The organism is Thermostichus sp. OS-CIW-32 (assembly GCF_054060415.1).
Map to the genome: position 1 here is coordinate 65,216 of NZ_JBSSDD010000012.1, position 11,842 is coordinate 77,057.

Sequence of the window (11,842 nt, forward strand, 5' to 3'; positions counted from 1 at the left end):
GCTTCTCTGCCATTGGACTTCCAGGGAGAGAGACTGCGATGTTTGCCCGTCTGGCCCAGAGTGGGGCGCGTCAGGCCGAGATCCTGGAGGTGGTTTTGCGCCACGGTTGGGACTACATGCGCCGCTTGCTCTCTTTTGGCAAGGCTGGGGAACCCCAACTGCCCCCCCCAATGGTGCTGCGCAACATTTTGGTGGATCTGGGGCCGGTCTATGTCAAGCTGGGCCAGCTGCTGAGCACCCGTCCGGACCTGTTGCCGCGAGAGTACATCGAGGCCCTCAGCACTCTGCAGGCCGACGTACCTCCTGTTCCCTGGAATGCGGTGGAGATCCTGCTGCGGCAGCAGTTGCGGCAGCCGTTGGAGCAGGTGTTCAGCAGCCTGGACACAGAGTCGGTTGCGGCGGGATCCATTGCCCAGGTCCATCGGGCTTGTCTGGTCAGCGGCGAGTGGGTGGCCCTCAAGATCCAGCGGCCCGGGCTGGAGGCAGTGGTGGAGCGGGATACGCGGCTAATCCGGGGCATTGCCGAGCTGGTGGCGCAAACGGAGTTCGGCAGGTTGGCAGATGTGGTGGCCTTGGCGGATGAGTTCTGCCGGGCCATTCAAGCAGAGCTGGACTTTACCCAAGAGGCCCGCCACACCGAGCAGCTCCGCCAACAGTTGCAAAGGGGGCGTTGGTTTGATCCGGCCCAACTGGTGGTGCCGCGCATCCATTGGCCTCTCACTACGCCAAAGGTGTTGACGCTGGAGTGGATCGAGGGCCGGCCCCTGTTGGAGGCGGATCGCAGCGACGCGGACCCGGAAAACATCGCCCGCCTCTTGACCCGCGCTTTTTTCCAGCAGATCTGCATTGATGGCTATTTCCACGCCGATCCCCACCCCGGCAACCTCTTTTACTTGGGATCCGGTCGCGTGGCCCTGCTGGATTGCGGCATGATTGGGCGGCTGGATCCGCGTACGCAGCAGATTCTGCTGGAGCTGATGCTGGCCATTGTCAGCCTCGATGCCCAGCGCTGTGCCGAATTGACCCTGGAGTTGGCCCTGCCGGAAAGATCCGCGGCCCGCTCGCGGGATCAGACTGTCAGCTTGGCCCAGCTCCAAAGCGACTACGAGCGTCTGCTGCGCCAGTACTACGCCCTGAGCATTGCGGAGCTCAACTTCAGCCAGCTCTTTTCTGAGATCCTGCAGGCGGCCCGGCGCAACCAGATCCGCATTCCCGGCAATTTGGGCCTCTGTGCCAAGGCGCTGGCCAATTTGGAAGGGATCGCCCGCCAGCTCACCCCCGACTACAACCTGCCGGAGCAGCTTCGCCCCCTGATGGCGGATGTGTTTCGGGCGCAATTGCTGGGGGAGGCCCCTCTGCCTTCGCTGCTGCGCACGGCTTTGGATTTGAAAAATCTCTCTCTGCAATCGCCGCGCCAGATGGAGCTGCTGCTCAGCCGCATCACCTCGGAAACCCAGCGCTGGAACTTAACCATCCAAGAGCTGGAAGGGATCCGCAGCAGCCTGGATCAGTCGGCCAACCGCCTTTCCTACAGCATTGTGGTCGGCTCTCTGATCGTCGGAGCTGCCATCATCTCGGCTCAGACGCAGCGCTTCCAGGTCTTTGGGCTGAGTGAACTCCTGTTCGGCGCGGCCAGCCTGTTGGGGCTGTGGCTCGTCATCAGCATCCTGCGCTCCGGTCGCCTGCGCGGCTAGATTGGCTGAGGTTGGCTCATCAGTGGACTCAGGGCCCTACTGCCCTTGTCTGGATCTCGATGTTTCCAAAAGAACACTAAAACGGTATCAACGCCTCTGCGAGCGATCCGCCAAAAGCCGCAAAGGCCGATTCTTTCGTTCGATCCCTCGACGCCTTGCGCCACAAGGCTTTCCGGCCCCAAAACCCCCTCGCCAAAACTCTTTTTGCCGACTTTTTTCCGGATCCCTCGCAAATGGGTCTTGCATTCCTTGCCCTGCTTGGGTTTAATAGGGGTGGAGTTCCCCCTTCGGGGGGATCCCTAGAAATTGGAAACAAGCAGTGATCAATAAGGACGTCTTCGATGGCAACAAGATCGTTCCCCCTTCGGGGGGATCCCTAGAAATTGGAAACGCGTAACGCCCCGGGATAGGGCGTTACGCATTATTGATGTTCCCCCTTCGGGGGGATCCCTAGAAATTGGAAACTGCTTGACCTGTTCCAGGCCAGAGCGGACTTGCTTATTCAGCGCGTTCCCCCTTCGGGGGGATCCCTAGAAATTGGAAACTGCATCTAGGCGACGACGTGCTTCACGTCGTCGAGGTGTTCCCCCTTCGGGGGGATCCCTAGAAATTGGAAACGTCGGCTATTATTGGATGATCCCTCCCACTACTAAGACGTTCCCCCTTCGGGGGGATCCCTAGAAATTGGAAACGGGCTATAGAGCCAAACGGCTTCAAGAGCTTTCCGATGCTGTTCCCCCTTCGGGGGGATCCCTAGAAATTGGAAACGGGGACAGGTACCTCTCGGTCTAACTTAGAGTTAACTGTTCCCCCTTCGGGGGGATCCCTAGAAATTGGAAACTGTATGGACAAAAGTATAGAGTGACCCACTGTAACGTGAAGTTCCCCCTTCGGGGGGATCCCTAGAAATTGGAAACGATTGATATTCACCCACTATCAGGGGAAATATCACCTGGCTGTTCCCCCTTCGGGGGGATCCCTAGAAATTGGAAACTCGACACCCAGGAGATAATCCTGGGTGTTCTTTATTGTTCCCCCTTCGGGGGGATCCCTAGAAATTGGAAACAAAGTGTATAGCCTCCTACCACCCAACCGGGTACGTAACGGAACGTTCCCCCTTCGGGGGGATCCCTAGAAATTGGAAACACCACCCATCTGACGTACGTCTTCAGGGTTTAGGTACGTTCCCCCTTCGGGGGGATCCCTAGAAATTGGAAACATCCTGGGTGTCTGGTGGGGGAGGACTAGTTCAACCTAGTTCCCCCTTCGGGGGGATCCCTAGAAATTGGAAACTTTCCACCCCAGGTATCCCAGCTAACCTCAGCGACAATACCCGAGAGTTCCCCCTTCGGGGGGATCCCTAGAAATTAGAAACATTCGGGTATAATGCTGCTCGGTTGCAGATTGGGAAGTTCATTAATTTTCTCTTTTCGGAGGGATCTGTGAGGCTCCTTACCTGCTTTGGGTGTGAGCCTTGCCTTCGTGGGGGATATCTAAAGTTGCGAACTGATGTCCAGCGTCAGCCAAAGTTCGGGGCTGGGTTTGAAGGAGAGAGAGTGGAGGCACTATGAGAACCTTGCTTGCGCGTCTCGGCCTGGGGATCTTTTTGGGCATGGTTTCAACCAGGTCAGTTTCAGCAGCCGAAGCGGTCAAAGCCACCCTTGCCGGATATGCTGTGCTGCCGGCGATGAGTTTCGTGCCACCGCCCAGCGATGCCGGTTCTGGCTTTGTGGTCTCTGGCCGCTTTGCGGCGATCAACAACCAGCGGGTCGAAGAGATCGCCTCCGTCGAGGGCAAGTCCTTTGTAGATGGTCGGACTACTGGCATCTCGCTGCCCTTCGTCGGTCAGCCAATTCAAGGTTTTTCGGGGATTGAAACCCTGGCACGTGACCGCTTCCGTGTCCTCATCGACAACGGCTTTGGCAGCAAGGCAAACTCCCCGGACGCCTTGCTTAGCTTCCACGAAGTGGCCGTTGACTGGGAAAACGGCCAGGTGCGGTTGACCAAGTCGGTATTTTTGCAAGATCCCAACAAGGTGATCCCATTCCGCATCGCCAACGAATTCACGACCAGGCGCTATCTTACCGGCGCTGACCTAGACCCTGAGTCGATTCAAACCATTGGGGACTTGCACTGGATTGGCGATGAGTTTGGCCCCTACCTCATTGCCACCGACGGCAACGGCAAAGTCGTAGCCTTTTTTGAAACTGAGGTTGACGGCAAAGTGGTACGTTCCCCCGATCATCACACGGTCACCACGCCAGCGACGCCAGGTGCAGTTAACTTTGAAGCGCGGCGTTCCCGCGGCTTTGAGGGTATGGCGGCTTCTCCGGACGGACGGTTCCTCTACGCCATGCTGGAAGGCCCCCTCTACCTCGGCGAACCGCCCGCTTTGGAGACGGTGGGTGACAAGGAGGTGCTACGGATTCTGGAGTTTAACGTCGAGGAACGCAAGTGGACGGGCAAGAGTTGGAAGTATCCGCTTGAGGTTGCCGGCAACAACATCGGCGACTTCAATATGATCGACGCCACGCGGGCTTTGGTGATTGAGCGGGACAGCAACGAAGGGGATCCCCGCCTTGCGTGCAAGGGAGAGCAGAAAACGGATTGTTTCCCGAAAGCCGCCGAGTTCAAGCGGGTTTATTTGATTGACTTAGCTCAGGCAGACAGCGCCGGCCTGGTCAAGAAGGTGGCCTACATTGATCTATTGGACATTGCCGATCCAAAAGGCATTGGCAAGACGGCCACAGTGGATGGGCGCTTTACTTTTCCATTTGTAACCATCGAGGATGTGGACGTCGTTGACGATCAACACATCGTTGTGGCCAACGATAACAACTTGCCCTTCTCGGCTGGCCGTTTGCCAAACGCTGCAGACGCCAATGAGTTTATTTTGTTGAATGTGGGCAACTTTTTCACTCTTCGCTAAGTAAGAGGCGGATCCCTTCCCATGGGCAGAGTCTCGGGTACGTCCTTTCTGTTTCTCTTGAAAGGATCCTTGGAAAGGTGAGGCGGCCAGGTGTCTGGTTTGCTGGAGAACCTGCTCTCTCTTCTGGGGGATCCCTAGAAATTGGAAACATAGTGGGGGTGCGCCAACCCGTAACCGGGTAGCTTATTCCCAAGTTCCCCCTTCGGGGGGATCCCTAGAAATTGGAAACTTTCGACCTTAGCCGCCACCGGCTGGTGGTGCTCGCCGAACTGGCAGTTCCCCCTTCGGGGGGATCCCTAGAAATTGGAAAGGCGAAGAATACCACTTGCTCATCTGCTCCTGTTAAGGTATGCTATGTGCTGAATGATCTGGCTGCGGTTTACCTCCTGTTCTGGGGTTGAGATATTGCAAGCCAGCCATGGGAATCGTGCAGTTGTGTGTCGAACATCCTCCGTTTGAACGGAACCCTGATCCTGGCTTTTTATCTCCCTTCATTCCCACTGATGTAGGCTAGCGGCCATCGATTACAAGCAACATCATGATCACAGAAAGGAACAACAGTGTCAGACAAAAAACTGGACATTTGGGTTAAGTTTTTGCTGATCGGTGCAGAGGTTCTGTTTGTTAGCATCCTTGCCCTTATGCGCCTTTCAATTGCGGGCTGGCTGTTTTTGATCTTTCCAATTTTGCTGATTTTGCTGATATGGATAGGTTTTCACATAGTCTTGATGACTGCATTTATTCTAAGTTTAAGATCAAGCATCATAGATTGGGTGATCTATGGCGCCGTCCATTGGTTTTACATGCTGGCGTGGTTATTTCAAAACGATGGTGACGATGTACGAATACGGTGGGTAATTCAACTTTTGCCTTTCACCGGTGGTTTGGAGCCATTTCTAAATAAATGGGGTGGAACTCTGTTTTTAATAATGGCCGCGGCTACTTTTATTTGCTATGTGATTATCTTCATTCTACTCATTGTTCGGATCGTTCGTGCAATTTCTGGTGTCTCTCAATAAGGATACAAAGGATACACAAACCACATAGGCTTTCAGACAGAAGCTACTTCATCCATCTCTCTACGTGGATATATCTACACTCAGTGATACAAGAGGTTCGTTGTGCAGCGTGCGAAAATCACACTTCCGCACTGTTGTGTTGCATACTGGACAGTTTTGTACTGATGAAGCTGCTGATGACCACCACTACAATACTGATCAGTGCCCGATCAAAAGAGTGCCTGGTCTGCCTGTTCGACTGTGCGTGTACTATGTCCTTACCTGCGCAATCCTGCGGGCGTATCGGTTCATTTCCTTCACAGGGAAACGTTCCATCTGGCTCTAGAATCAGTCATGCCAGAAATGCGCTAACCAGTTCGGCAACCGCTGCTGGTTGTTCCAGATGAACGGCATGTCCGGCATCGGGTACAATGGCGTGACGGGCATGAGGCATCAGTTCGGCCATACGAGTGGCAATTGCACAGAACTTGGGATCGAGTGCGCCTGTGATCAAGAGGGTAGGGGTAGTGATGGTTGGTAATATCTCGTTCCCCCTTCGGGGGGATCCCTAGAAATTGGAAACTTGTTGGATCCCTTGCCGCGTTGGGTTGTATTTGTTGAGTCAGTTTCCCTGCAGTGAGGGCTCCCTAGGGATGGGGAAAGGACTCAACAGCTTGCGCTGGCTGGCGCGTCAGCATGCGCTTCGAGTTCTGGATGCTGCCGGTATAACCCTCAATGGCTCACAGCCCTGGGATATTCAAGTTCACGACGAGCGGCTATATCTGCGCTGCCTGCTCTATGGATCCCTGGGCTTTGGCGAGGCCTATATGGAGGGCTGGTGGGATTGCGAGGCCATTGATGAGTTAGTTTGTCGTCTCCTGACCACCCAGGCACCGCAGCAGGTGGGTTGGCTAACTCAGCCCTTGCTTGGGTTGGACAGTTGCCTTATCAACCGCCAGCGGGGCAAGGGGGCATTCGTCATTGGCCAGCGCCACTACGACATTGGCAACGATCTCTATGAGGCCATGCTGGATCGCCGCATGATCTACAGCTGTGCCTATTGGGATGGGGGCGCGCAAACTCTGGATGAAGCCCAAGAAGCTAAGCTTGACCTCATTGCCCGCAAGCTGGAACTCCAACCCGGCATGCGGGTGCTCGACATCGGCTGTGGCTGGGGCGGCACAGCCCAGTACCTGGCCGAACGCTACGGGGTGCAGGTTGTGGGGATTACTGTTTCCAAAGAGCAAGCCAAACTGGCCAGCGAACGCTGCCGCGGCCTGCCGGTCGAGATTCGGTTAGAAGACTATCGCCAGACCCAGGGAAAGTTTGATCGCATCCTTTCTGTCGGCATGTTTGAACATGTTGGCTACCGAAACTACCGAACGTTTATGCAGGTAGCCCGCCGCTTGTTGAACGACAATGGCTTGTTTCTTCTGCACACCATCGGCAGCAACGTGGCCTACCAGGGGCGGGATCCCTGGATTGAGCGCTACATTTTCCCCAACTCGATGCTGCCCTCGCCTCATCTGATTACTGCAGCCTTTGAGGGCTTATTTGTGCTGGAAGACTGGCACAATTTTGGGATCAATTACGTGGCCACCTTAAAAGCCTGGCACGCCAATTTCGAGCAGGCATGGCCAAAATTAGCCGACCGCTACGATGAGCGCTTTCGCCGCATGTGGCGGCTCTATCTCCTGATGAGTGCCGGTAGCTTCAAGGCCCGGGCCAGCCAACTTTGGCAACTGGTCCTCTCACCACGGGGAGTAAGTGGCGGCTATCGCTCGCTTCGGTAACGACAGTCCCAAAAGTTTGCAGGTGCCCCTGCGCCCTCGCTGAGTGGGGGTGTTATGATGAGTTTGATTATCATTCTCACTCTAGACAAGCTGAGGGATGCCCGCAGCTCTGCAGCAAATTGTCAATCGCTTCCAGAAGGCCAAGACCTCGCGGCAGAAGTATGAGCTTCTCCTAGCCTATGCCAAGCGCCTGCCACCCTTTCCCGAAGCGGAGAGGAAGGAGGAGAACCTAGTCAGAGGTTGCGCTTCGCGGGTGTGGCTGGCCACCGAGTTTAGGGAGGGCAAGGTCTACATCCAAGGGGATGCCGATGCTCAGTTGGTGAAGGGTTTGGTTGCGGTTTTGGTAGAGGGATTGAGTGGCCTAGCGCCGGAAGAGATTTTGGGGGTTTCCCCAGAGTTTGTGCGGGAGATGGGCCTCAATTTCAGCCTTAGCCCTTCCAGGAGCAACGGTCTGGTGAGCATGTTTTCGATGCTGCGGCAGAGGGCCTTGGCTTTTGGGAAGTCAGTTGCTTCCAGCTCTGCTGTCTCTGTTGTCTTGTGAGGTATTCAGGCTCATGACTGATCAAGCTAACTCTATCCGTTCGGCTCGACCGGTGCGATCGCTGGTCTCGCTGCTGGCCGCCCTCTCGGTCGGGATCCTGGGAAGCCTGCAGATGCGCCAAGAAGAGTCCCGGGCCCAGCAGGGATCCAGCCCCCCAAAGGTGGTGACCACGATTTTGCCGATAACGCAATTTACCCGTGCTGTGGCCGGGGATCGGGCAGAAGTCACGCCACTCCTTCCCCCTCAGATGGGGCCCCACGACTTTCAGGCTCGACCTGAGGAGGTTCGTTTGCTGGCTCAGGCGGATGTGCTGGTGATCAACGGGTTGGGTATGGAAACGTTTTTGGAAGGGTTGATTGCCAGCGCTGGGAACCCCCAATTGCAAATCGTTGACAGCAGCGAAGGGATCCCAACTTTGCGGGCTGAGGAGCCAGAGCATGGGCACTCCCACGGTCACGGCCATGGACACTCTCATGGACACAGTCACGGCCATTCTCACGGGCATGGCCATGGCCACTCTCATGGGCACAGCCACGGCGAGTTTAACCCCCACATTTGGCTGGATCCCAGGCGGGCCATTCAGCAGGTGGAAAATATTCGTGATGGCCTCATCTCTGTAGATCCGGCGGGGGCAGAGATCTACCAGGCCAATGCGGCTGCTTTTATCGAGAAGCTCAAGGCTTTGGATGAGGAGATTGCCGCTCGGCTAGCTCCCTTTGCCGGCAGAAAGTTTGTAGTTTTCCACAACTTTGCCCCCTACTTTGCCGAGCGCTACAACCTCAAGGCTGAGTTTTTGGTGGAGATCCCTGAAGCCAGCCCCTCCCCCGAAGATGTGCGGCGGGTGATGGAGACGGTGCGGGCATCCGGCCTGAAGACGATCCTGGTGGAACCGCAGCTGGGGAGTAACAACCCCTTTGAGGTTTTGGCCAGAGACCTAGGGATCCAAGTTCGCGTTTTCGATCCCATCGAAACCGCTGGCCCTGAGGGGATCGAGCCGGAATATTACCTGACCATCCTGCGGCAAAACTTGGAGAACCTGGTCTCCGCCTTTGAGAAGGAGACGGCCTTCCTGCCCCTGCAATTGCCGCTGCTGGGCCAAGCTGCTCTCGAACACCTGCTGGCGAGGGGGCGATGATCTCCTGCTCCGGCGAGGTTGTCCTTCGCGTGGAGGGGCTGACGGTCTATCGGGGATCCCAGTTGGCGGTGCAAAATGTGTCGTTTGAGCTGAGGGCGGGATCCCATACGGCCATTGTCGGCCCCAATGGCGCTGGCAAAAGTACCTTGGTGCAGGCCATCTTGGGGATCCTGCCGCGGCAGTGCGGCTCGGTTTGGATTCTGGGAGAGCCGGTGCGCCTGTCCGGCTATTTGCCCCCGTCAGTGCGGCAGCAGGTGGCTTACGTGCCCCAGCGTTTTCAGTTCAATCCTGGGATCCCCATGGTGGTGGAGGAGTTTGTGGCTTTGGGTTGGGGGGCATTGCAACCCCGCTGGCCTTGGCAGCAGCGCTCTGCTCGGCGGCAGGCGGTGAAAGAGGCGTTGGAACGGGTCGGCGCATCCCACCTGTCCTCTAAGGCTCTGGGCCAGCTCAGCGGCGGGGAGCTGAAACGGGTGCTGTTGGCCTATTGCTTGGCTTGGCCGCGGCGGTTGCTTATCCTCGACGAGGCACCGGCAGGCTTAGATACGCTCAGCGAGGGGGAGTTTTACCGGCTCCTGGAAGAGCTGCGCCAATCCCTGGGCTGGGCCATTTTGCAGATCTCCCATGATCTGGAAATGGTGTCTTGCTATTGCGACCGCGTGCTGTGCCTCAACCAATCCCTCATCTGCCAGGGATCTCCCCAGGTGGCTTTGGCACCAGAAGTGCTGAGCCGGGTTTATGGGCCTGTTCGCGACAGCGGTGCGGAGCACCATTTTGTCCGCTACCACCGTCGCTGAGGGGAAGGCGATGTTGGAGGGCTGGGTGCGGGTAGTGGAGCTGTTGCAGTTGCCCTTTATGCAGCGGGCCATGCTGGGCGGGATCCTCACCGGCATGACGGGTGGGCTGCTGGGCAGTTTTGTTATTCTGCGGCAACTGTCGTTTTTTAGCGATGCCCTGGGGCATTCGGCTCTGCTGGGGATTGTTTTGGGAGTGCTGCTGGGGCTGAATCCCACCGTGGTGTTGATGGTGTTTGGGGTGGGATTTGCTTTGGGCGTCACCTTTGTCTTGGAGCGCACTCAACTGTCGGCGGATGCGGTGCTGAACATCATCTACTCTTCCTCTTTGGCGCTGGCCGTTATCGCCCTCAGCTTGCTGCCCGGCTATCGGGGCAACCTCAACCAGTTGTTGTTTGGGGAGATTTTGGGGATCAGCCCGGCAGCCCTGTGGACGAGCGGGATCCTCTTGCTGATCAGCTCGGCCTATGTGGGATTGACTTTGCCCTCCCAAATGTTGCTGACCCTGGATGAGCCGCTGGCGCGGGCGCGGGGGGTTCAGGTGGGCTGGCAGAAGCTGGCTTTTGTGGTGTTGCTGGCTGTGGTGGTGGCGCTCTCAATTCGCTCTGTGGGGGTGTTGCTGGTGAGCGCTTTTGTGGTCATCCCAGCCTCGACGGCAAGGCTTTTGGGATCCCGCTTTACAACCTATGTGCTGCTGGCCATAGGTATTGGGGGACTGAGCGCGGTGCTGGGGATGATCGCCTCGGCAACCTTCAACCTGCCCTCCGGCCCCAGCATTGTTGCCACCCAGTTGCTCTTTTTTCTCCTAGCTATGGCGCTCAAGGGGGTGTCGCAACTCCTGCAGCTCTAGCTAGCGGCAATCCAAGAGCTCTCTCGGGCAGCGGCTTTTCCTGCAGAAGCTGGCCAAACAGGCGGCGATAGCTCTCTGGAAAGACCTGCCCGCTGAGGGTGGGCTGCTCGTAGACGCGCTTGAGGGTGTTGAGATCCCGCTTGGTAATGTTGGGCACCCGCAACACCCGCCGATTGCCGGTAGCCGCCGCATGGTGTCCGCCATACATCAGATCCCGCAGGTTCGGGCTATGGCCCCACAGCCCCAGCCCATGCCCGATCTCGTGTCGGGCCACCGCCGTCACCTCGGCCAACCCCTGTCCCTCTGTGATGATGATGCGCACCCGCTGTTGTAAAGAGCCATCCGAGGCGAAGAAAAACTCCGGGCGGGCCGCCCCAGCCACCCCGCCGCCAATAGGAGGAACGCGGTAAATGCTCATCCCGTAGAAAGCCTCCTCCTCTTTGGCCACCACCTTGAGCGGGATGTAGGCCGACCACTCCTTCACCGCTTGCTCCACGGAGGCCTTCCACTGGGGGTGATCCCCTTGGATGTAGATAGGGACGGGATAGAAGGCCCACTGGGCATAGGCTCCACCTGGCAAAAGCGGCTCGATTTCCTCAAAGTAGTCTCCCACCGCCTTGTCGTAGGCGTAGCGATCCAGGCCGGGGGGAAGTTTGAGCCGCATCGGCTGCGGCAGTTCTCCGGCTTGAGTTTGAGCCTGGGCTTGCAGGGCTTCAATGCCAAAAAAGTGGGGAACCAGCAGGGATCCCCTGCCCCCCACTGCCAGGACGAGGAGCATCGTCCAGCCGAGGATGCAAAGCTGTAGAATGCGCCGCCGCATCAAAGCCGCCCTTTCGCCCTTGTCTTTCTACAAGGTTAGTGGCTCAGAAAGCAAGTGTCGTTCGTTTGACATCCTCCCCGGCCTTTAGGCCGGAGATTCCTACCACGCTACGCATGGATAGCTCCTTGCGCAGTCGTCTCGGCAGGTTCCTGCTTCCGACCGCCCGTGCAGTTCGATCCACAGGCCATCCGGGCTAACACGGGTGGTTCACCCACCCGCATCCCGACCGCAGCGTCGGCCGTGTCCTGCCCTTCGTCTCGCAACAGCTGTATCCCGCGAGCAAGGATGTTG

Annotated in this window: 10 protein-coding genes and 1 CRISPR repeat array; of the genes, 8 read left to right on the plus strand and 2 right to left on the minus strand. The window is 57.2% G+C overall.

From position 1 onward, the window contains the following. Positions 1-38 precede the first annotated feature (38 nt). The 3 genes from ACVWY8_RS11980 (at position 39) to ACVWY8_RS11990 (ending at position 5,642) form a co-directional block, all read left to right on the plus strand. Entirely contained in the window at positions 39-1,694 is a 1,656-nt protein-coding gene (locus ACVWY8_RS11980) for an ABC1 kinase family protein (RefSeq protein ID WP_457395157.1), read from the plus strand. Between the two features lie 278 nt (positions 1,695-1,972). Next, a CRISPR array of direct repeats spans positions 1,973-3,069; the repeat unit is 36 nt; unit sequence GTTCCCCCTTCGGGGGGATCCCTAGAAATTGGAAAC. 192 nt (positions 3,070-3,261) lie between these two features. Continuing rightward, positions 3,262-4,623, plus strand: a complete 1,362-nt coding sequence (locus ACVWY8_RS11985) for an esterase-like activity of phytase family protein (RefSeq protein ID WP_457395159.1) — start codon at positions 3,262-3,264, stop codon at positions 4,621-4,623. A 560-nt stretch (positions 4,624-5,183) separates the two neighbouring features. Then, the gene (locus tag ACVWY8_RS11990; protein WP_457395162.1) at positions 5,184-5,642 is read left to right on the plus strand and encodes a hypothetical protein; all 459 of its coding nucleotides are present in this window, start codon (positions 5,184-5,186) and stop codon (positions 5,640-5,642) included. A 331-nt stretch (positions 5,643-5,973) separates the two neighbouring features. Here the strand turns inward: ACVWY8_RS11990 and ACVWY8_RS11995 are convergent, their stop codons facing one another. Further along, a complete protein-coding gene (locus tag ACVWY8_RS11995) occupies positions 5,974-6,165 on the minus strand; it encodes an alpha/beta fold hydrolase (protein WP_457395189.1) in 192 nt (63 codons plus the stop codon). Between the two features lie 109 nt (positions 6,166-6,274). On the opposite strand from ACVWY8_RS11995, the gene cfa reads away from it, so the two are divergent. From cfa to ACVWY8_RS12020, 5 genes are all read left to right on the plus strand, one after another. Then, positions 6,275-7,414, plus strand: a complete 1,140-nt coding sequence (cfa, locus tag ACVWY8_RS12000; RefSeq protein ID WP_457395167.1) for a cyclopropane fatty acyl phospholipid synthase — start codon at positions 6,275-6,277, stop codon at positions 7,412-7,414. A gap of 97 nt (positions 7,415-7,511) precedes the next feature. Next, the gene (locus ACVWY8_RS12005) at positions 7,512-7,955 is read left to right on the plus strand and encodes a SufE family protein (protein WP_457395170.1); all 444 of its coding nucleotides are present in this window, start codon (positions 7,512-7,514) and stop codon (positions 7,953-7,955) included. A gap of 13 nt (positions 7,956-7,968) precedes the next feature. After that, positions 7,969-9,090 carry a metal ABC transporter solute-binding protein, Zn/Mn family gene (locus ACVWY8_RS12010; RefSeq protein WP_457395173.1) on the plus strand — a complete coding sequence of 374 codons (1,122 nt, stop codon included), beginning with the start codon at positions 7,969-7,971 and terminating at the stop codon, positions 9,088-9,090. Then, complete coding sequence (locus ACVWY8_RS12015) at positions 9,087-9,884, plus strand: metal ABC transporter ATP-binding protein (protein WP_457395175.1); 798 nt, start codon at positions 9,087-9,089, stop codon at positions 9,882-9,884. Before ACVWY8_RS12010 ends, ACVWY8_RS12015 begins: the two co-directional genes overlap by 4 nt. Before the next feature lie 10 nt (positions 9,885-9,894). Beyond that, complete coding sequence (locus ACVWY8_RS12020) at positions 9,895-10,731, plus strand: metal ABC transporter permease (protein ID WP_414343173.1); 837 nt, start codon at positions 9,895-9,897, stop codon at positions 10,729-10,731. On the opposite strand, the gene ACVWY8_RS12025 is transcribed toward ACVWY8_RS12020, so the two are convergent. Beyond that, the gene (locus ACVWY8_RS12025; RefSeq protein WP_457395178.1) at positions 10,700-11,551 is read right to left on the minus strand and encodes a hypothetical protein; all 852 of its coding nucleotides are present in this window, start codon (positions 11,549-11,551) and stop codon (positions 10,700-10,702) included. The two genes, ACVWY8_RS12020 and ACVWY8_RS12025, sit on opposite strands and share 32 nt — an antisense overlap. Positions 11,552-11,842: the final 291 nt, after the last annotated feature.